A 21,002-nucleotide genomic window follows, 5' to 3' on the forward strand; every position below is an offset into this window, starting at 1 on the left:
GGGGTGTAGGGCTGCAGATGGGACCCGCCAGATGAGCTACAGCCACCACGATTCGATGCGTGGGCACGTCGCGATCGTCACCGGTGCCGCCCAAGGCGTCGGAAAGGGCGTCGCCGCAGCGCTCCTCGAACGCGGTGCGGCGGTGCTACTGGTTGACATCCAGGAGGAGGTGCTGAACAGGACCGCCATCGAACTCGAGTCGATCGGGCGGATGGAACGGCTCGTCGCGGATTTGCGCGACCCGGACAGCGCGCAGCGTATCGTGGCCGCAGCGGTTGACGCTTTCGGCACGGTTCACGGCCTGGTCAACAACGCCATCGCCACCAACGAGCCGAAGGCGTTCGTCGACATCACCACCGAAGACCTGGCCCTCGGCTATGACGTGGGCCCCCGCGCGACGTTCCTGCTGATGCAGGCCGTGCACCCGTTGATGGTGGAGGCCGGCGGCGGATCGATCGTCAACCTCGGTTCGGGGACGGGCACGGGCGGCGAACCCAAGTGGGGCGGCTATGCCGCGGCCAAGGAAGGCATCCGCGGGCTGTCGAAGGTGGCCGCGCTGGAATGGGGGCGCGACAACATCCGTGTCAATGTCATCTGCCCCTTCGCCGAATCGGACGGCGTCAAGTTCTGGAAGTCGTTCGCGCCCAAGGAGTACGACAAGGCCGTGGGGCGGGTCCCGATGAAGCGTATCGGCGACGTCCGCACTGACGTGGGTGCGCTGGTGGCGTTCCTACTCGGCGATGACGCCACCTTCATCACCGGACAGACCATTCACGTCGACGGTGGGATCGGCTGCTTCCGATGACCGGCGAGTCGCTTCGCGACCGGCAGCGCGCGCAGATCCGGGCCGATATTCGGCGTGCGGCGTTTCGCCTATTCGTCGAGCGCGGGTACGACGCGGTGACTACAGAGGAGATCGCCACGGCCGCAGGCGTTTCGCCACGCACGTTCTTCCGGCATGTGCCGGCGAAAGAAGAACTTCTGCTCGCCCCGGTGCGATACGGTGGCGCCGCGATCGTCAATCTCCTCGAGGGGCGGCCCGCCGCCGAGCCACCCGATGTCGCCTTGATCAACGCCATCGTCACGCGGACCCGCTCATTCCAGCAGGCCGACACCGAGGAATGGCGCGAAGCCCTGCTGGTGGCGCCCGACCTGCTCGCCAAGGTCACGGTGCACCGGCCGGCCGATAAGGAGCGAGCCACCAAGCTGATCGCCGAACGGATGGGCGCCGACCCCGAGGCCGACATTCGTCCGGGCCTGCTGGTTCAACTCGCGTTCGCGGCCGCCGACTTCGCCTTTCAGCAGTGGGTGCGACGGTCGGGGACACCGTGGCCACTGGACCGCTACGTCACCGATGCGCTGGAGGCGGTCAAATCTGGGCACTGGAAACGGAAATGAGTTGTTCAGTGCCGCTGCAGCACTTCGGGATTGGCGAGCCGAATGGGCGTCCCGTCCAGCCACGCCAGCACCGATTCCACCGTTTCGGAGTAGAAGACGCCCAGCATTTCACGCGTGACATATCCCAGGTGGGGAGACAGCGTCACGTTTGAAAGCTGCCGCAGCCGATGGTCTTTCGGCAGCGGCTCGGTGTCATAGACGTCGAGGCCCGCCCCGGCGATGCGCCCGGTTTCCAGCGCGGCCAGCAGGGACGCTTCGTCGACGATCGGCCCCCTGGAGGTGTTGATCAGGTAGGCGTGTGGCTTCATCAGCGCCAGTTCCGCTTCGCCGACCAGTCCCCGGGTGCGTTCCGAGAGCACCAGGTGAATGGAGACCACGTCCGAGGATGCGAACAGCGTGGCCTTATCGACTCGGCGTGCGCCCGCACTCGCGGCGGCGTCCTCGGTGAGATTGCGACTCCACGCGATGACATCCATGTCAAAGGCCCTGGCGTACTCGGCCATGCGTCTGCCGACCCTGCCCAGCCCGAGCAGGCCGAGGGTCTTACCGGACAAGGTCATACCCGCGCTGGTCTGCCACCCGCCATCACGCATGCTGCGATGCTCTTCGGCGAGATTGCGCACCGTCGCAATCATCAGACCCCAGGCGAGTTCCGGCGTGGCGTCGCGCATGGACCTGAATCGGGGATGGGCAAAATCCGAGTGCGCCACCAGAATAGCGTGCTCGCCGGCCGCGGCCACGTCCATGTTCGGCAGGCTCCTGCCGACAATAGTGAGCAGCTTCAGGTTCGGTAGCCGCTCGATCAAGGTCCGCGGAAACGCCATTCGCTCTCGCAGGGTGCACACCACATCAAACGGCCGCAAGGCCTCGGCGGCCTCGTCTTCACCAAGGTGGCGGCCGAAAACGGTTACCTCGGCCCGCTTTTGCACCGGTGACCAGTCGGCAACCTGTAACGCCACGCCGGCGTAGTCGTCCAGAATCGCTACCTTGGGCATGCGGTCTCCCCACTCACCTGCATGACTCACTGGAACATCACGTCGCGGGCGCCGTCAAGGTCGCGACGGTGGTCTGCATGTGGGCGGACCCGTGGACATTGCCGAACACCCACCGCATACTCATCGACTGGGCCTCGGCTCGCTGTATTTCTGCTCGGGTCGGCATGGATGATCAGCGGCGCGCTCATGGCGCTCAACCCACCGCCGCACGATGTTCGCAGAGCGGCGGCGCTGCCGTTCATCGGCTGGATCACGCTGGCTTTCGGGGTCTACATAGCCATCAAAGCGTGTACACGACCGACATGGCGGGCTCCGGCGAACCGCCCCGCCATGAGCGGGATCACCGGGTGGACGGCACACATCATGGAGCAGACCGCGTCCAACGAGCTGATCCGTCCACTGAGCGGGTATGTCGGCCCCCGCAGCGCGCTCTATCGTAAAGACCGTGTTTGCGAAGGTACTGGTCGCCAATCGCGGGGAGATAGCGATCCGCGCGTTCCGCGCGGCCTATGAGCTGGAAATAGGCACGGTCGCGATCTATCCCTATGAGGACCGCAATTCCGTGCATCGGCTCAAGGCCGACGAGTCCTATCAGATCGGCGAGGAGGGCCACCCGGTTCGCGCATACCTATCGGTCGACGACATCGTCGCGACGGCACAGGCTTGCGGAGCGGACGCGATTTATCCCGGCTACGGCTTCTTGTCGGAGAATCCGGACCTGGCGGCGGCGTGCGCGGCGGCGGGCATCACCTTCGTCGGCCCGAGCGCAGAGGTGCTCGAGCTCACGGGCAACAAGTCGCGGGCGGTCGCGGCGGCGCGCGAAGCCGGCCTTCCGGTGCTGGCTTCTTCGGCACCCTCGACGTCGGTCGACGAGCTGCTGGCGGCCGCCGAGTCGATGACCTTCCCGCTATTCGTCAAGGCGGTCGCCGGTGGCGGCGGACGGGGGATGCGCCGGGTGGTCGACACCGCCTCGCTGCCCGAGGCGATCGAGGCCGCCAGCCGCGAGGCCGAATCAGCGTTCGGGGATGCCTCGGTGTTCCTCGAGCAGGCGGTGATCGACCCGCGGCACATCGAGGTGCAAATCCTGGCCGACAGCCAGGGCAATGTCATGCACCTCTACGAGCGCGACTGCAGTGTGCAGCGCCGCCACCAGAAGGTCGTCGAGATTGCGCCGGCACCGAATCTGGACCCAGAGCTGCGCCAACAGATCTGCGCAGACGCGGTGACATTCGCGCGGAGCATCGGGTATACGTGTGCCGGCACGGTCGAATTCCTACTCGATGAACGCGGCAATCACGTGTTCATCGAGATGAATCCCCGAATCCAGGTGGAGCATACGGTCACCGAGGAGATCACCGATGTCGACCTGGTGTCGGCGCAGCTGCGCATCGCCGGGGGACAGAGCCTAAAAGACATTGGTTTGACCCAGGATTCGATCGTCCCCCACGGCGCGGCGTTGCAGTGCCGGATCACCACTGAGGATCCGGCGAACGGTTTCCGCCCGGACACCGGCCGAATCACCGCCTATCGCACGCCCGGCGGCGCGGGAATCCGGTTGGATGGCGGCACGACGCTGGGCGCCGATATCAGCGCCCACTTCGACTCGATGTTGATCAAATTGACATGCCGGGGCCGCGATTTCGCGACGGCCGTGCGCCGGGCACGACGCGCGGTCGCGGAGTTTCGGATCCGGGGTGTGTCGACGAATATTCCGTTCCTGCAAGCGGTCCTGGACGACCGTGATTTTCAGGCCGGCCGCATCACGACATCGTTCATCGAACAGCGCCCGCAGCTACTCACCGCGCGCGGCTCCGCTGACCGCGGCACCAAGATCCTCAACTATCTGGCCGACGTGACCGTCAACAAGCCGCACGGTGAGCGTCCGTCGACGGTGTACCCGCACGACAAGCTGCCAGACATCGATTTGTCTGTTGAGCCCCCGGACGGTTCCAAACAGCGGTTGACCGAACTCGGGCCGGAGCGATTTGCGGCCTGGTTGCGCCAGTCGGCCGGCGTCGGCGTCACCGATACCACGTTCCGCGACGCGCACCAATCCCTACTCGCCACCCGGGTCCGCACCAGCGGCCTGATCAAGGTGGCGCCCTATATCGCGCGGACCACACCGCAACTGCTGTCGATCGAATGCTGGGGCGGGGCGACTTACGATGTGGCGCTGCGGTTCCTGAAAGAAGACCCGTGGGAACGATTGGCGACGCTGCGCGAGGCGTTGCCCAACATCTGTCTGCAGATGCTGCTGCGCGGGCGCAACACCGTCGGCTACACCCCCTATCCGGAGACGGTGACGACGGCGTTCGTCGAGGAGGCGACGGCGACGGGCATCGATATCTTCCGGATCTTCGACGCGTTGAACAACGTCGACTCCATGCGGCCGGCGGTGGACGCCGTGCGCGAAACCGGCGCGGCGGTGGCCGAGGTGGCGATGTCCTACACCGGGGATGTGAGCGATCCGGCCGAAAAGCTTTACACGCTCGACTATTACCTGAAGCTGGCCGAACAGATCGTCGACGCGGGCGCCCACGTGCTGGCGATCAAGGACATGGCTGGGTTGCTGCGTGCGCCGGCGGCAGCGACGCTGGTCTCGGCGCTCAAGTCGCGATTCGACCTACCGGTACACGTGCATACCCACGACACCCCGGGCGGTCAGCTGGCCAGCTACGTGGCGGCGTGGCACGCCGGGGCCGACGCCGTCGACGGCGCCGCGGCCCCCCTAGCGGGAACCACCAGCCAGCCCGCACTGTCGTCCATCGTGGCCGCCGCGGCCAACACGACCTTCGACACCGGCTTATCGCTTTCAGCCGTCTGCGACCTGGAGCCGTATTGGGAGGCGCTCCGAAAAGTGTACGCGCCCTTCGAATCCGGGCTACCCGCCCCGACTGGACGCGTCTATCACCACGAGATCCCCGGTGGCCAGCTATCGAACCTGCGCCAGCAGGCCATCGCGCTGGGACTCGGTGACCGTTTCGAGGATATCGAAAACGCCTACGCCGGAGCCGATGCCATCCTTGGACACCTCGTCAAGGTCACCCCCTCCAGCAAGGTGGTCGGTGACCTGGCGCTGGCACTGGTGGGAGCGGGCGTCAGCGCGCAAGAATTCGCCGACGATCCCGCACGGTACGACATCCCGGAGTCGGTGATCGGGTTTTTGCGCGGAGAACTCGGTGACCCACCGGGCGGCTGGCCCGAGCCGTTACGCACCAAGGCATTAGAGGGGCGCGGCCCGGCGAAACCCGAACAGGCGCTGTCGGCCGACGACGAAAAGGCGTTGGCCACCCCGGGCGTCGAGCGGCAGGCGGCGCTGAACCGGCTGCTGTTCCCCGGGCCGACCAGGGAGCTCGAGGACCATCGCGAACAGTACGGGGACACCTCGCGCCTGAGCGCCAACCAGTTCTTCTACGGACTGCGTCAGGGCGATGAACACCGCGTCGAGCTGGAGCGCGGTGTGGAGCTGTTGATCGGCCTGGAGGCCGTCTCAGACGCGGACGAACGCGGCATGCGCACCGTGATGTGCATACTCAACGGTCAATTACGACCCGTCCTGGTACGTGATCGCAGCGTCGCCTCGGACGTGCCCGCCGCCGAGAAGGCCGACCGTGCCAACCCGGATCACATCGCGGCGCCTTTTGCCGGCGTCGTGACTGTGACCACCGACGTCGGCCAGGAAGTCGAAGCCGGTCAGACGATCGCCACGATCGAGGCGATGAAGATGGAGGCGGCCGTCACCACCCCGAAGTCCGGAAAGGTCGCACGAATCGCGGTCTCGCAGACGGCACAGGTCGAAGGCGGTGACCTGTTGGTGGTGATCGACTAGCGGCGATCGCCGCCGTCAAGCGCGCCTGCCGTTGATCAGCGCCGAGCGCGCCAGCGTCCGCTCCGCCTGCTTCACGTGGGCAGCGTCGACCAGGACACCGTTCACGCCGGTCGCGCCGCGTCCGTTGGCCTCGGATTCCCGGTACGCAGCGACATTGGCTTCGGCCCTGGCGATTTCGTCGGCGGTCGGCGCGTAGACCTCGTTGGCGAAACTCGCCGGGGCTGTTGAATCAGATCAAGCAGGCCGCCCGGGTGGTGCCGAGCAATTTCCTCATCTTGTTCCCCGAGCATGAGAAGCACTCGCTTGACGGACATCAGGAGTCGCTCGACGCGCTCGGTGCCAAAGACGCCGAACGGGCCCGCACCATCGCCGAAAGACACGTGCTGGACGCCGGACGCTCGCTCGCCGACCGGCTGGAGCAGCGTGCGGTCACGCCCGGCGCGCCGCCTCCTGAGCCAGTTGAACGCGCGACGTGAGCCCGAGTTTCGTGTACACGTGGGTGAGGTGTGTTTGCACGGTCTTGGGTGAGACGAACAGCCGCTTGGCAATGTCCTTGTTGCCCAACCCTTCACAGACGAGGCGCACGACATCGTGCTCGGCAGGTGTCAACGACGCCCAGCCGCTGGACGGGCGCTTGCGCTCGCCGCGGCCACGCTGCGCGTAGGCGATCGCCTCCTCGGTCGACAACGCCGCCCCTTCGGCCCACGCCGCGTCGAAGTCCGCCTCATCCATCGCGTCGCGCAACGCCGCAACCGACGAATCGTAGCTGTCTTGATGGACCTTGAACCGCACGTTCTGGGTGCGCTGGCGGAAGGCGTCGGCGGCTCCGAAGAGGCGCGCGGCTTGCTGAGTGTCGATATCTCTGGCCAGTTCGGCGAGGCATTCAAGGATGCCGGCAAGCGGTTGATAAACCCCAGAGCTGGCGGCACAGGCAAGCGCATCATGGGCGTCACGTTCTGCGTTCCCTCGACTGCGCTCTGCGATAGCAACCCGAGCGCGGGCCAGTAGCGCCGCCACCAGGTGCCACCCCGTCGCCACCGAAGCCGCTTCGTCGGCCAAACTGCGCGCCAACACGAGGTCGCCCTCCGCCAGCGCCACTTCAATGGTGTTGAAGGCACGTTGCACCACTGCCATCTGGGGTTGGGACACACCGATGTGGTGCGAGGCCCGCTCGCTCGCGTCATGAGCGGCGCGGACGTCGCCCGCGGCCAGCGCCGCCACCGACGACGCCGCGTGGCCCATTCCCTTGAAAATTTCATCCATGTCCGACGCGGTCTCGAGTGCCTTATCTACCACAGCGCGCGCCGTATCGACGTCACCCTGGTGTGCCAGTGCCATAGCCAGACCCATCCCTGCGATTGGTTTGAGAAACTCGTCGTGATCGGCTTCGCACTCGGCGATTACCCTCTGGAATCGGGCAACGGCGGAGGCAACGTCGCCGTCCATCAACTGCACCCACGCGAGGTACAGGCGACACATCCGCGAGTTGGGCCGGTCGCCAATCGCATCCGCGATATCGCGACCTTCTTCACCGGCGGTGCGGGCCGCGATCGGGTCGCCCACGCTCACCCAGGTGTTCGCCTGCCAGGCGAGGATCCGGCTCAGGCTCCATCGATCGTCCAAACTGCGGGCATACACCATTGCCTCTGCGTAGTACTTTGCGGCCGCCTCCGCGTTGTAATGGACGGCGCCCGCGATCCAGCCACAGGCGGTCAACGTCCTTGCCAGCAGGGCCGGGTCACCGACTTCGCGAGCGATCGCCAGCCCGCGCTCGGCCCGATCGAAGCTGCCGCCGACAAACATGTTCAACACCGCCGCGTCGGCGAGCGCCCGGGCACGCACCGAGGCGGACACCTCGAGAGTGTTCAAATCGCGCTCTCCGAGAACGGTGTCGAACCATGCCCGGCCTTCCAGCACGCGTAAACGCGTGAGCCAAAGTGGTTGGAGCGAGGATGCCAGCGATAGCGCGCGCTCGGTATCGGATGTCTCCAGGTTCCATCCCAACGCGTTGCGCAGGTTGTCCATCTCGGCTTCCGCCTGATCTAGGCGCTGCGCGTAGTCAGTGCGGGCCGGCGCGTCGAGCAGCGCCGCCATCGCCGTGTAGTAGTCACAATGCCGCGACCGGACCACGTCGGCCTCGCCCGACTCCCCCAATTTCTCCAGCGCATATTGGCGCACGGTTTCGAGCAGCCGGTATCGCGTTCTTCCGCCGCTGTTTTCGGCAACCACCAGCGATTTGTCCACCAGCAACGTGAGCTGGTCCAGCACCTGGTAACGCTCGACACCATCGACTCCGGCGACCGCCTGCGCTGCGTCCAGGTCGAAACCACCCAGGAACACTGCCAACCTGCGGAACAAGATCCGCTCCGTATCGGTGAGCAGGGCGTGCGACCAATCCACCGACGCGCGCAACGTCTGCTGTCGACGCACCGACGTTCGCGCGCCTCCGGTGAGCAGACGGAAGCGGTCGTGCAGGCTGCCAAGGATCTCATCAACCGACAACGCGCGCATGCGCGCCGCGGCCAGTTCGATCGCCAATGGCATCCCATCCAGGCGCCGGCAGATCTCGGTGACCGCGCGGGCGTTGTCGTCGTTCACGGTGAAGCCACTTCTAACCAACCGCGCACGGTCGGCGAACAACTCGATGGCGTCGTCGGACAGTGACAGCGAGGGCACCTGCCAACCGGCTTCGCCCGTCACACCGAGCGGCTCACGGCTGGTGGCGAGCACGGTCAGCCGCGGTGCGGACCCGAGGAGGCCAGCGACCATCGCGGCGGACGAGTCGAGCAGATGTTCGCAGTTGTCCACCAGCAGCAGCATGTGGCGGTCGCGAAGATGCTGCTGCAGCGTGTCGATGGTGGATCGACCGGGCTGGTCGGGCAGCCCCAGCGCGCGTGCCGCGGCGACCGGCACGACATTGGGATGGGTGATGGGCGCCAGATCGACGTAACAGATTCCGTCGCCGTACTGCTCGGCGAGGGCCGACGCGACCTGCACGGCTAGGCGCGTCTTGCCCGCTCCGCCGGCTCCGGTGAGGGTGACCAGACGGTTGGTCGCCAGTGTTTCGCATAGGCCATGGATTTCCCACTGGCGCCCAACAAAATTCGTGAGTTGGGTTGGAAGATTATGAGAGACATGAGCTTTTGGTGTACGCAGTGGCGGGAAGTCATTGCGCAGGTCTGGGTGGCACAGCTGCACAACCCTTTCGGGACGGGGCAGGTCCCGAAGCGGATGGCTGCCCATGTCGGCCAGCGACACGTCCGGCGGAAGCTGATCGATGACCAACAGTTCCGTTGCACCCGACAACACCGTCTGTCCGCCGTGCGCGAGATCGCGCAGTCGGGCGGTGCGGTTGATCGTGGGACCGATGTAGTTGCCCTCATCGCGCAGGCGCACTTCCCCGGTGTTGATGCCGATGCGCAGCCGAATCGGCGCCAACGGGGCCCGCTGCAGGTCCAGGGCGCAGGCCACCGCGTCGGACGCGCGAGCAAAGGCGATCACGAAGCTGTCGCCCTCGCCCTGCTCGACCGGGCGGACTCCGTCGTGGGCCGCCACCACGTCCGTCAGCGTCTGGTCCAGCCGCGCGACAGCAACCGCCATTTCGTCCGGCTGGGTCTGCCACAGGCGCGTGGAGCCCTCGACGTCTGCCAGCAGCAACGTCACGGTTCCGGTCGGCAGCTCGCTCACGGCCAGGTCGCTCCACTCAGTCTCGCTCATGCTAGCCAGCATGCGGTGCTGCGGATCGCAGAACATCAGCAAAATTGCTGATGTTCCCTGGCGGCCATGTTCAGGTGGGTGTCTAACCCCGAGAGTAATTAGGTATTTCGCCCGATGGACTGGCGGCGGCGCCGACCAATAGTCGACGTCATGACAACCACCACTCCCGCACCGAGCATCTTTGACAGCACGTGGCCGACCTTCGCGTATCACGACGCGACAGACCCGGACGAGGCGCACCGCATCATCCGGCAAGCCCACCGGCAGGCGCCGATCGCGCTCGGTAAGTTCGGTCCCGAAATTCTCGACTATCGGATGGCCCGCACCGTGCTGCGCGATTCGCGGTTCGCCATACCGCGCGGCATCAGCCTGGTAGTGCAGGGCATCAACTCCGGACCGGTCTGGGACAAGGTCTGCCAGACGCTCATGTCGGTAGAGCCAAACCAACATCACCGGTTGCGCTGTTTGGTGGCAAGGGCTTTCACTCCCCGGGCGGCCGAGCGGATGCGCAGGGCGTGCATCGAGGTGATCAGCAAGCTGGTCGACCGGCACCGCGCCGCCGGCCACTGCGACATGGTCCGCGACATCGCCAGGCAGTACCCGGTTCCGATCATCTGCGCGTTGGTGGGCGCACCGGCTGAAGATTGGCAACTCTTCGCACGCTGGGCCGACGACCTCAGCAAAGCGTTCGACGGCAACGTTGCGGCCGAGGAGTATGCCATTCTGCGGGCCTGGCGGGAGCTCGACGCTTACCTCGAAGAACTGATCTCACGCCGTCGCCGGTCGCTTGGCGACGATCTGATCTCCGACCTGGTCCGCGTCGAAGAGTACGGTGACCGACTCACCCACGACGAACTGGTCAATCTTGTTGCGATCCTTCTCAACGCAGGCACCGACACCACGCGAAACCAATTGGCGGCGGCGGTGCAGGCGCTGTGTGACCATCCGGACCAATGGACGTTGCTGGCCGACCATCCCGAGCTAGCACCGAAGGCGGTTGACGAACTCATTCGCTACTCACCGGTCGTCTTCGCCGCGCTGCGTGTCGCCACCAGCGATGTCGACCTGGATGGTGTTCAGGTGCCCCAAGGGGCATATGTCATGGTCAACACTGCCGCCGCCAATCGCGATCCGGCGATCTACGACGACCCTGATCGCCTCGACATCACACGCGAAGGCGCCGCGCCGGTCCTTACCTTCGGCGGTGGCGTCCACTACTGCCTCGGCGTCCATCTGGCTCGAATCGAGCTCGTCGAGGCGCTGCAGGTGATCACGCAACGGATAGCCAAACCTCGACGGGTCGGACCTGCACTGTGGAAGCCCCCCGCGGGGATCAGTGGTCCGACGTCACTCCCGCTCGCGTTCGACCCCTGACAGGCGAATCCCAACACACTTGATTCCAACGTCTTTCGACGCGTCAGGTCAGTGCGGGCAAGACCTTGTCCGTGAGCAACTGGACCGACTTCCACGCTTCGTCGACCGGCATGCCGCCGACCAACGGGTGCATGACGAGCGGCCCGAAATCATCGGCCTCACGCACCTCCGTGATCAGCTGGCCGGGAGTGAGAAAGCGGTATCGTCCCGATGCCCTGACCTGGTCAAGAGTCTGGACACCCGGCAAGTGCATGAGCGAACGCTGGTCGGTCGACCATTGACCGTAAGTGACTGCTTCCCAGAGGATGTGTTCACCCAGCTCGGCCCATGCCCTGTCCGGATCCTCGTGCAGGTAGATCATTCCGCGGTTGACCGGTCCCGGCATGAGGATGAACGGTGACGTGCCGGCCTCGGCGCACAGCTCGCGGTAGTAATCGGCGATGTCGGGCAAGTGGTCCGCCAAACTGAGCGGCAGCCGGAACCGGGCCGCGCGACGCGCCGTGGCACGAGCGCCGCCACCTACGTACAGCGGTGGATGCGGTCGCGTCCAGGTGCCGGTGCAGATTCCAGTTTCCGCATCAGCGCCGGACCAGACCGCCAGCATGCGTTCGAGCAGGCCATCCATCAGCACGCCACGCCGCCCGAAATCGACTCCTAGGGAGTCGTATTCGACGGGGCGATATCCGAGTCCCACGGTGGTGTGCAGACGGCCGCGGCTCATGTTGTCGACGAGTGCGATGTCTTCGGCGAGCCGCACGGGATTCCACAGCGGTCCCAGTGCGCAATCGACGCTGGCGATCAGTTTCGACGTCCGGGCCAAGAACATCGCCGCGGCCATGATCGGATTGCAGCTCCACCCGTGCCCGGTCGCGTGGTGCTCGTCGACGCTGATCGAGGTGATGCCGCGGGATTCCCCCCACTCCCCGAGCTCAAGGGCGGCGGACAAGAGCGTGGCCTCAGTGCGTGGATCGCCGTGCGGGGACGCGAAGTTGAAGCGCAGCACCGTCAACAAGATGTCCGGCTCCGCTACGCTTCCGGCCCGGCCGCCGCCTGCAGGAAGGCAGGAAAGTCCGGGAACAGTGCTCGATCGACGATCTCGATGCGGGTGCCCGCCGCGTCCACGTAGTAGGCGAATAGCGCTAAATCCGGCGGTGTGGTGTCGGCAGTTGCTTCGAAGGTGAAGCCGTTGTCCGCCAGTACCTTTGCACTCTCGGCCAGGTTGTCCGTCCAGTAGCCGAGGTGATGAATCGCGTTGCCGGGTGCCGCAGTCCACGCCGTCCCTGGTACCTCTTTGATCAGCTCGACGTGTGGAGGCTGCAGCGAGTAGACGAAAGTCGAAGTCACCTCTTGTGTTCCGCTCACCGTGCGAAACGGCAATGTGTAGCTCACGGGGCTGATCCAGCGGTAGCCGGCCAGCGCGCTCAGCCGGGCCATCGCCGCGTCGAGGTCGGGCACGATGATGCCGGTGTGGTAGAAGTCCTCGGGCCGTAGTGCGAATGCCGTCATGCGTTCCTCGCTATCTGATTGCGAAGCCAGGCACTTTCCCAGAAGTTGGTGCTGCTGGCGAGAAGTTTTTCATGGGCGTCCCGCAACACCTCGCGCGCCCCCGGATGGTCCGCGGGGACAAGCGCGGCAAGGTGGATGGCATGCAACGCGCGATCGGCGGCCAGGTGCGCGCGGGCTCGATCCAGCAGCGCGTCGGCGCCGGCAAGCTCGACCACGTCGGCGGCGACGGCATCGAATCCGACGGGGTATAGCTCGGTGGTCGATTCGTGGTGGAACCAGCCCGAGTAGTTCTCCCAGATGGCCCGCACATCCCAGGCCACTTTGCCGTACCCTTGACCCACTTCGCATTCGGCGGGCAGGACGATTTCCCGCATCAAGGTGCGGACGTCCTTGCCGGCGTTCATTCCGGCGACGGTCTGATCGTGGATGCACTGAATCGCGTCGCGCAGCCGAGTCAGTTCCGCGTCGATACGTTGGGCACCGGTGATCGGCTCGAAGTGACCGGTCACCAGCACCTCGGCCTGCAGGCTGCGGACCCTCTCCACCGAGGCGATAGCCGCCAACGCGTCCCGATAGCGATCGCCGCGCATGGTGACGAGATTCGGAATGTGGCCAAAGAGCGGCCCAAACGTGTTTCCACACAGACAGACTCGCTCGTCCGGCAGCCAGATCACCAGCGAGTCGGTGGTCTCGCCGCCGGGCACGGAGATCAACTCCATGCGCCGCCCGCCGACCTCCAACCAGAGGGTGTCGTGGAAGTCGATGTCGACGACGGGCACGCTCTGACCGGGCAACCGCGTAGTGCCCAAGCGCCGTTGGATGGCGTGGATACCGCTGGCCAGGGTGTCCTTGAAGGCGAAAGCGCTGCGGCTGGCCCGGTACGGGATCAGCCGATCGTTGTCGTCTCGCCAGGCCTTCCAATTCGCCTGCGCGACAACGGTCGTGTCGGGATCGCGCACGCTGTCCAGGCCACCGACATGATCTACATGGCCCTGCGTGAAGATGATGTAACGCACCGGTGAGGAGTCCACGGCGTCGAAGTTGGCGCGATGCACCGGTCCCTCGAAGCCCATGCCGGTGTTGACGATTACCCGGCCCTCGGTGGTCGTGAGCAGATACGAGTTGGACAAGCCGGGTGAGCACCATAAGCCCGGTGCGATCTGTTCGGCCTGCTCGGCCGACGCCGGGCGCATCGCCTCAGCGCCCGGTCTGTTCCGATAGACAGGCTCTGACATCGCTGGTGGCTCCTCTATTCGGGACGGACGTCGAACTTGTCGAAGTAGAAGTCGAAGCGACTGCGGAGCTCGTCCGCGGAGATGCCGAAATGCCGCTGCAGCTCATAACGGATTCGGCCGTGTTTGCCGCGCGGATTACCGTCCAGGTAGCGCTGAAAACGTTGTTGCACCTTGGGCGGTAAGTCGACAGCCGCGCACTGGTAAAGCCGCTCGAGCACCGCCATTTCGTTGCCGCCCAACTGGTGGAAGTTGATGTCGATGCTGCGGTCGGACGCCACCAGCTGGCGGTCACGTACGCAGGCGCTGAGCAGCCGGTACACGCGGTCACTCCAATAGTCCAGCAGCCACTGCGGGTCAATGCTGGTGCGGCGCAGCCGATCCGAGTAGGCCATCATGGTGATCGCCGACTGGATCACCGCGCCGGGGTCGCGGTGGGTGAAAGCCACTGTCGCGTCGGGAAAAGTCGCCATGAGCGGACCGAGCTGCTCGCAGTGCTGCGGACTCTTGAGCACCCAGGTGTGCGGCCCGCGCAGGAAGGTCAGCGCCTGCAACACCTTCCTCATGTAGGCATAGTGCCGGGTTTGGTCGAGGCCCAGATAGTAATCTCGCCAGTCAGGCACTCGGGCATGCCATTCCAGCACGTATGAGGCCAGATCGAGGTCAAGAAGCTCGACCTCCTCCTCGATCGCCTCGGGGTACCGGTCATGCATGGCGGCTACCACCGGCGCGCTCGCCATCAACGCATCGTGTTCTGACTTGGCACGCGCATAGCGGGGATCGACGCCGCAGATAGCCGGGCCCTGCCCGGGGGCGGGGATGGGATCCTGGCTCTCCCAATACGGCAGGGCACGCCGGCGGGGATCGGCGGCAATGAGATTCACCAGATGTGTGGTGCCCGAACGCGGCATCCCAACGACGATGAACGGTTTTTCGATCGGGATGGATTCGATCTCGGGGTACCGCTGAATGAGCTCGGTAAGTGACAACCGGTTGCGCAGCAGGCGCACGATTCGTTGGCGCAGGGAGCCCCGGGTGAGCTGGCGCAGGCCTTCGTCGGCTTCGATCGAGGCGACGTGCATCCGCAGGCGGTCAATGAAGCCATCGGCGTCGTCGAGGTCGGCGGTTGCGGGTGTCAAGCCGGCCTGCTCGATCGCCTCCGCGACCATCCTGTCGATGTCGAGGTCGACGGGCTCGGCTTCGGTGAATTCCAGGATCCGGCGCTGCACGTCGGTCAGCTGGGGCGCGGTCAAGTCGTCGAAGTCGATGTCGTCCGCCACAGAACCCACCGGGACCCCTCTTTGACGCGTCAGGTGAGAGATATGACAGAGACGCTAGACGCGGCGCAGATGCGTCGCTCATCCGCCTCGCTCGCGGTCGCGCTACAGGTTGGCCAGGTCGTCGGGAACGTCGACCTTGTGTTCTTGCAGCGCCTCCAGCGGTACCACCTCAAGGGTGCTCTCGTGAGTTGCCGCCAACACCACCGGCGCGGCACAACCGTCGTCGTGGGCGCGTAGCCAGTTCAGCGCGGTCACGCACCAGCGGTCGCCCGGCAGCAGGCCGGGGAACCGATACTCGGGAACCGGCGTCAACAAGTCGTTGCCGATGGAGCGCTGGTGCTCCAAAAATTCGGCGGTCATCACCGCGCAGATTGTGTGGCGCCCGAGGTCCTGAGGGCCGGTCGAGCAACAGCCATCGCGGTAGAAGCCGGTCAGCGGGTCTGTGCTGCACGGTTCCAGCGGACCGCCTAACACATTTCGATCAGGCACCCGTTCAGTATTGCGCTCCCGGGGGTGAAGTTTGAGGCGATTCCGCCGACTGCCTTGATCGGGTTTTCCCGACGTGGCTAGCGGCGCCCGCCGGTGTGGACGCCTGCGCATCGGGCGTGTTAACTCGAAGCGATGTCGACACCGCCTAACCAACCCCTAAATGGGCCCGGTGAGCCGCCCTGGGGATGGCGGCCGCATGGTTACGGATCGCAGCCGGATCCGCACACCCCATCGCCGCCGCCGGGGTATCCGCCCCCTCAGGCCTACCCCGGATACTCCGGCTATCCGGGCCATCCCGGTTACCCAAGCCATGTTGACCCGCAGGCGCCCTTTGGGCGCGACCACGCTACCGGGCTGCCGCTTTCGGATAAGTCCGCCACCACCGCCGGCTTGCTTCAGCTTTTCCTTGGCATGTTCGGAATCGGTCGCTTCTACATCGACTCGACTCAGATTGCGGTGGCGCAGCTATGCCTTGGGCTGTTCGGAGTTCTCTTCAGCGTGTTCTGTTTAATCGGTCTGCCGGTTCTGCTCGGCAGCATCGTTTGGGCCATCGTCGACGCGATCATGATCTTCACCGGCAACGTCAAAGACAATCACGGTCGCAAGCTGCGGTAGGCATCCGAGAGCCCGCCGTCCTAGGGGCTTCTCATGATCGATTGCCCGACAAGGTATTTGGTACACAGTCGGGGCGCATTTTAACCTCACCGGCAGGCATGACGCTGTGGGCTCGCCGATGGCCGATGGTCACGGATTGGTCACGATGAGGAGCGAAGGTCACCGCTCGAGGATGCCCATGACGGCACCATAACGATCGTCATCTGAAGTCGTCGCGACGCGCTGAGCAAATCCCAGGGAAATCGCCCCGAAAACTTATCGTCACATCGTGGAACGACGTACGGCCTTGAAAATCCCTCTGTTATTGGCCGCGGGCGCCGCAGTTGCCCGGATGCCGCGGGCCGCCGCGGAGGAAGCGGGCCGATGGTCACCCGAGCGCGCCAATCGTTGGTATCAAGCGCAGGGCTGGCTCGTTGGATCGAACTACATTCCGGCGAGCGCCATCAACCAGCTCGAGATGTTCCAGCCTGACACCTTCGACCTGCGGCGCATCGATACCGAGCTTGGCTGGGCCCAGTTCTACGGCCACAACACCGCACGTGTGTTCCTTCACGATCAGCTTTGGGCGGCCGACCAGCGCGGCTTTCAAACTCGCCTCGGGCAATTCGTCGACATCGCGGCGCGTCACCGCATCAAACCGCTGTTGGTTTTCTTCGACTCCTGCTGGGATCCGCAACCCCGCGCAGGGCGCCAGCGGGCGCCGAGGCCCGGCGTGCACAACTCGGGCTGGGCGCAGAGCCCGGGCGCCGAACGCCTCGGTGATCCAAAGTACGTCCCGGTCATGCGTGACTACGTCACGGCGGTGATGACCCAATTCCGCAACGACGACCGAATTTTGGGCTGGGACCTGTGGAACGAACCCGACAACCCCGCGCGCCAGTACCGCAATGCCGAACGAAGCGACAAGGAGCAACTGGTCGCAAACCTGCTCCCCCAGGTCTTTCGCTGGGCCCGGGCCGTGGATCCCAGCCAGCCGCTGACAAGTGGTGTGTGGCGGGGTGATTGGGGACAGCCGCAGGGACGCAGCGCAATCAGTGACATACAGCTCGCCAACGCCGACGTGATCACCTTCCACTCCTACGCGGGACCAGCTGGGTTCGAGAACCGGATCAACGAACTCACCCCGTTGGGCCGGCCGATCCTGTGCACGGAATACATGGCGCGACCCCAGGGCAGCACCGTCCAATCAATTCTGCCGGTGGCAAAGCGCCACAACGTCGGCGCGATCAACTGGGGTTTGGTGGCCGGCAAGACGCAGACCTACTTCCCCTGGGATTCATGGGATCACCCTTACACCTCGGTCCCTAAAGTGTGGTTCCACGATCTGATCCGGCCCGAGGGGCGACCGTTCCAAGACATCGAAGCGCTGACGGTTCGAAAGCTGGCCGGCAGCCAGACCTGAATCAGGTGAGTTCGCCGCCGCCGTTCCGGTATTAGGGTTCTACCAGCACAGAAGCGGGCGGCGATGCGCGTCGGTGTTTGTCGGCGGCGGGCGGCACCATGCAGCTGATAAACCTGAGCGAGGCCGAGCTCATCGCGTCGGGCGGGGCGATCCGTGGGCGATCAACCAGAGCCTGCAGGCCGGCAGCCCCCTTCAGATTTCACTGCTGGCGGAGACCGTTCATGGCGCGGGGCGGCACACCGCCGAGGCCGACCGCGCCTTCGAGGAGGCCCAGAGACGCTTCACCGAATCTTGGAACCACATGCTGGTGGCCATCCCATCAAGGACGCCGATGAAGTACAGCGGGGTGACCAAATCCCTTGGCGCACAAACCGAGCAATCCGCAACGCCTACTCAGACACTTTGCGGAAGTCGATGGACGTTCTGGATACCGCCGGCTGCGACCCCCGGACAACGGTCGACACCCGGATGCAAAGCCCGTTGAAGCCGGGTGAGGCAAGAAACCTGGGCCCGATCGCCGGGACCGGCGGTATCCCAGGCATCCCAGGGATCGGGGCGGCGGACCTGGGAGAAGTGGTGGAGGTAGCTTCAGAAGCTGCGTCGTAAAGAAGACAAACGCACGTGGGCGTCACCACCTTCGCAACCGCCGTCAGCGGCAGCAAAACGTCCCACGAGGCACCGGCAGCTAGACGGCGACGTGGTCGGCGCAGTCGACTCGCAGGTCCGAGATAGACATTGGTGTGTCATAGAACTTACAGCGGTAGCTGCGCGCACCGGTCTGGGATGTTTCGAGTTGGACGCAGGTGCTGCAGGCACGCACGACGGGAAGCATCTGTGCGTCATGGAGTTTGGCCATCACAACGAGGAGCGTGTCGAGCAACCGTTCGGCTTCGGAGCGGTCGAGTTTGGATGTGGCGATCTCGGCAGGTGCGGTCCAGCGTGCCAGCTCGGTCGCGGTTTTGCGGCCGGCCGGGGTGAGTACCAGGCCGTGGCGGCGGCGGTCGTCGGGGTCTGGGGTGCGCACCACCAAGCCTTTGCGGACCAGTGCGGCGATTGCGTCGCTGACGGTGGGATCGGCCACGTTGAGTTCGCGGGCCAGCGCTGTGCTACGTGCCGCAGGCGGCGGTCCGACGTAAAGCCAACTGAGCACCCGCATTTGGGTGCTCGACAGATCATGTATTTCGGCGGCCCGCCTGGCCAGGACGTGCAGAGCGCCGCCGACTCGGTCGAGCGCGGCGACGATCTTGGAGTCCAGGCTTCGGTGGCGTGCGCCGTCGGATTTCAGAACACAACCTCGCTCAGCTTGTCCGTGGCGACGTCAAAGACGAAGCCACATACGGATTCGTGCTTGGTGACGAACGGGCCGGCCTCGATACGGCGCAGCGACTGGCGGACGTCATCCTTGGGGTCGAACGTGCCCGCATATGTGGCGTTGTCGGCCAGGTATTCGCCGGTGACCATCACTGTGACCTCTTCCTCGGTGCTTGCCGTCGAGTTGGCGTCCGCCATCGCAGCGTATTTGGGGCGCGCCTAGCACCCGACGTTGCGAATCACCGTGATCGTAACGCTTAGGACTCCTTGGGGTTTATTGCATCATGGTCTCATTCGCGTCATCAACGCAGTTCAACGCGGCTCAAGCCCGACCGAGGACGACATATGCCCAAACTTTCCCGCAGCGATTGGTACGACCTGGCTCGCGACACCAACTGGACGCTTCGCTACGTCACCGAGGACGAAGTGTTTCCCGAAGAGCTTTCGGGCACGCACCGGGTCTCCTCGGAGGCCTGGCTCAAGTGGGACGAGCCATACAAAGTCGGTTACCGCGAGTACGTGCACAATCAGGTCACCAAGGACACCACGACGTACTCGCTGAAGAACGCCATCGGACGATCGAAGCTGTTCGAGCAACTCGACCCGGGATGGAAGTCGGTCATCGTGGCGCATTACGGCGCCATCACCATGCCCGAATACCTGGCGTCCATCGGTGAAGCGCGGATGGGAAGGTTCGGCCGCTCGGCGGCCTGGCGTAACACCGCGACCTTCGGCACCCTCGACGAGGTCCGCCATGGCCAGATCCAGGCGTTCTTCCCCTACGGCCTACTCGCCAAAGAGCCGCGAGGCGATTGGGCGCTCAAGGCGTTTCACACCAACAACTGGATCGTGCTCGCGGTGCGCTACTTGTTCGACGACATGTTCGTGGCCAACGACGCGTTGTCGATCGCGCTGCAGTTGACCTTCACCCTGGAGACCGGGTTCACCAACCTGCAGTTCCTCGGCATGGCCGCCGACGCCATCGACGTCGGCGACCTGGAATTCGGCGCGCTGATCAGCTCCATCCAGACCGACGAGGCCCGCCACGCCCAGCAGGGCGAGCCCACGATCAAGGTGCTCACCGACAACGGTGAGGCCGAGTGGGGCCAGTTCCTCATCGACCACATGTTCTGGCGGTCGTGGCGCATCTTCGCTCTGCTGACGGGTCTGTCGATGGATTACTACACGCCGCTAAAGAGCCGGCGGATGAGTTTCAAAGAATTCATCGAGGACTGGGTGGTCAAGCAGTTCGCCGACCAGTTCCGCGACTACGGGCTCGAATTCCCCTGGTACTGGCAGGAATTCATCGACGAGCTGACCTGGTATCACCATGCCATCCATTTGGGTGTGTGGTACTACCGGCCCACCGTGTGGTGGAACCCCGACGCGGGCGTCTCCGAGGCGGAGCGGCTGTGGCTGGAGGAGAAGTACCCGGGCTGGAACCGCGATTTCGGCAAGCAGTGGGATGTCATCACCGACAACATCCGCGACGGCGACATCGACGCCACCCTGCCTGAGACGCTGCCGATCACCTGCAACCTGTGCCAGTTGCCGATCGTGCGAGCCGCCGGGGTGATCGTCGGCGCGCACACCGATGCCGCTCCACTGACGCACGTGCACAACGACCGCAAGTACCTGTTCTGCTCGGAGCCGTGCCGGTGGATCTTCACCCAACGGCCCGACCGGTTCGCCGGCCACCAGTCGCTGATCGATCGGGTCCTGTCCGGCGAGATCAGCCCACCCGACCTCGGCACCGTCTTGCAGTACTTCGGGCTGTCGGCCGACGAACAGGGCCAAGACGCCGACAACTACGGGTGGGCACGCAACGGTGCACGCCACGGATCGAAGGGCTGA

15 protein-coding genes and 6 pseudogenes are annotated in these 21,002 nt (G+C 65.0%); 11 read left to right on the top strand and 10 right to left on the bottom strand.

The genetic code is table 11. The annotated features are described in order from the left end of the window. The first annotated feature begins 31 nt into the window (after positions 1 to 31). Positions 32 to 805, top strand: coding sequence for an SDR family NAD(P)-dependent oxidoreductase (locus A5686_RS07035; RefSeq protein WP_067932467.1), 774 nt, complete (start codon positions 32 to 34; stop codon positions 803 to 805). Beyond that, positions 802 to 1,398 carry a TetR/AcrR family transcriptional regulator gene (locus A5686_RS07040; protein WP_067932469.1) on the top strand — a complete coding sequence of 199 codons (597 nt, stop codon included), beginning with the start codon at positions 802 to 804 and terminating at the stop codon, positions 1,396 to 1,398. The genes A5686_RS07035 and A5686_RS07040 overlap by 4 nt, the downstream gene beginning before the upstream one ends. Positions 1,399 to 1,403: 5 nt before the next feature. Here the strand turns inward: A5686_RS07040 and A5686_RS07045 are convergent, their stop codons facing one another. Continuing rightward, complete coding sequence (locus A5686_RS07045) at positions 1,404 to 2,393, bottom strand: D-2-hydroxyacid dehydrogenase family protein (RefSeq protein ID WP_067932471.1); 990 nt, start codon at positions 2,391 to 2,393, stop codon at positions 1,404 to 1,406. A 330-nt stretch (positions 2,394 to 2,723) separates the two neighbouring features. Here A5686_RS07045 and A5686_RS28365 point away from each other — a divergent pair. Both A5686_RS28365 and A5686_RS07050 read left to right on the top strand, forming a co-directional pair. Then, a pseudogene (locus tag A5686_RS28365) lies at positions 2,724 to 2,833 on the top strand (hypothetical protein); the annotation flags it as partial. A 5-nt stretch (positions 2,834 to 2,838) separates the two neighbouring features. After that, positions 2,839 to 6,222 carry a pyruvate carboxylase gene (locus tag A5686_RS07050; RefSeq protein ID WP_067932472.1) on the top strand — a complete coding sequence of 1,128 codons (3,384 nt, stop codon included), beginning with the start codon at positions 2,839 to 2,841 and terminating at the stop codon, positions 6,220 to 6,222. Between the two features lie 15 nt (positions 6,223 to 6,237). Here A5686_RS07050 and A5686_RS26465 read toward each other — a convergent pair. Further along, positions 6,238 to 6,429: pseudogene (locus A5686_RS26465) on the bottom strand (CoA ester lyase); the annotation flags it as partial. 5 nt (positions 6,430 to 6,434) lie between these two features. Here A5686_RS26465 and A5686_RS07055 point away from each other — a divergent pair. Beyond that, positions 6,435 to 6,698 (top strand): annotated as a pseudogene (locus A5686_RS07055) (GntR family transcriptional regulator); the annotation flags it as partial. Here the strand turns inward: A5686_RS07055 and A5686_RS07060 are convergent. After that, a complete protein-coding gene (locus A5686_RS07060; protein WP_369829684.1) occupies positions 6,652 to 9,939 on the bottom strand; it encodes a LuxR C-terminal-related transcriptional regulator in 3,288 nt (1,095 codons plus the stop codon). The pseudogene A5686_RS07055 and the gene A5686_RS07060 overlap by 47 nt on opposite strands. 150 nt (positions 9,940 to 10,089) lie before the next feature. On the opposite strand from A5686_RS07060, the gene A5686_RS07065 reads away from it, so the two are divergent. Further along, positions 10,090 to 11,313 carry a cytochrome P450 gene (locus A5686_RS07065; protein WP_067932475.1) on the top strand — a complete coding sequence of 408 codons (1,224 nt, stop codon included), beginning with the start codon at positions 10,090 to 10,092 and terminating at the stop codon, positions 11,311 to 11,313. 43 nt (positions 11,314 to 11,356) lie between these two features. On the opposite strand, the gene A5686_RS07070 is transcribed toward A5686_RS07065, so the two are convergent. From A5686_RS07070 to A5686_RS07090, 5 genes are all read right to left on the bottom strand, one after another. Further along, positions 11,357 to 12,328, bottom strand: a complete 972-nt coding sequence (locus A5686_RS07070) for an LLM class flavin-dependent oxidoreductase (RefSeq protein ID WP_067932580.1) — start codon at positions 12,326 to 12,328, stop codon at positions 11,357 to 11,359. An 11-nt stretch (positions 12,329 to 12,339) separates the two neighbouring features. Continuing rightward, entirely contained in the window at positions 12,340 to 12,819 is a 480-nt protein-coding gene (locus A5686_RS07075) for a VOC family protein (RefSeq protein WP_067932477.1), read from the bottom strand. Further along, on the bottom strand, positions 12,816 to 14,054 hold the full coding sequence (locus A5686_RS07080) for an MBL fold metallo-hydrolase (protein WP_067932479.1): 1,239 nt from the start codon (positions 14,052 to 14,054) through the stop codon (positions 12,816 to 12,818). The genes A5686_RS07075 and A5686_RS07080 overlap by 4 nt, the downstream gene beginning before the upstream one ends. 14 nt (positions 14,055 to 14,068) lie before the next feature. After that, positions 14,069 to 15,340 (bottom strand): sulfotransferase, encoded by a 1,272-nt coding sequence (locus A5686_RS07085; RefSeq protein ID WP_067932481.1) that lies wholly within the window; start codon positions 15,338 to 15,340, stop codon positions 14,069 to 14,071. 93 nt (positions 15,341 to 15,433) lie between these two features. Beyond that, positions 15,434 to 15,820 carry a DUF2237 family protein gene (locus A5686_RS07090; protein ID WP_067932483.1) on the bottom strand — a complete coding sequence of 129 codons (387 nt, stop codon included), beginning with the start codon at positions 15,818 to 15,820 and terminating at the stop codon, positions 15,434 to 15,436. Positions 15,821 to 15,952: 132 nt separating this feature from the next. Here A5686_RS07090 and A5686_RS07095 point away from each other — a divergent pair, with 132 nt between their 5' ends. From A5686_RS07095 to A5686_RS28375, 4 genes and pseudogenes are all read left to right on the top strand, one after another. Continuing rightward, positions 15,953 to 16,435, top strand: a complete 483-nt coding sequence (locus A5686_RS07095; RefSeq protein ID WP_067932486.1) for a TM2 domain-containing protein — start codon at positions 15,953 to 15,955, stop codon at positions 16,433 to 16,435. Positions 16,436 to 16,703: 268 nt separating this feature from the next. After that, positions 16,704 to 17,837 (top strand): cellulase family glycosylhydrolase, encoded by a 1,134-nt coding sequence (locus tag A5686_RS07100; RefSeq protein ID WP_067932488.1) that lies wholly within the window; start codon positions 16,704 to 16,706, stop codon positions 17,835 to 17,837. A 98-nt stretch (positions 17,838 to 17,935) separates the two neighbouring features. Beyond that, positions 17,936 to 18,176: pseudogene (locus A5686_RS28370) on the top strand (hypothetical protein); the annotation flags it as partial. Positions 18,177 to 18,212: 36 nt separating this feature from the next. Next, positions 18,213 to 18,431 (top strand): annotated as a pseudogene (locus tag A5686_RS28375) (hypothetical protein); the annotation flags it as partial. A gap of 91 nt (positions 18,432 to 18,522) precedes the next feature. On the opposite strand, the gene A5686_RS07105 reads toward A5686_RS28375, so the two are convergent. After that, complete coding sequence (locus tag A5686_RS07105) at positions 18,523 to 19,092, bottom strand: MarR family winged helix-turn-helix transcriptional regulator (RefSeq protein ID WP_369829685.1); 570 nt, start codon at positions 19,090 to 19,092, stop codon at positions 18,523 to 18,525. Positions 19,093 to 19,118: 26 nt separating this feature from the next. Continuing rightward, positions 19,119 to 19,247, bottom strand: a pseudogene (locus A5686_RS26475) (carbonic anhydrase); the annotation flags it as partial. Between the two features lie 246 nt (positions 19,248 to 19,493). On the opposite strand from A5686_RS26475, the gene A5686_RS07115 reads away from it, so the two are divergent. Continuing rightward, entirely contained in the window at positions 19,494 to 21,002 is a 1,509-nt protein-coding gene (locus tag A5686_RS07115; RefSeq protein WP_067932492.1) for a YHS domain-containing protein, read from the top strand.

Origin of the sequence: Mycobacterium sp. E2479 (assembly GCF_001667925.1) — a bacterium.
Classification (GTDB): Bacteria; Actinomycetota; Actinomycetes; order Mycobacteriales; family Mycobacteriaceae; genus Mycobacterium.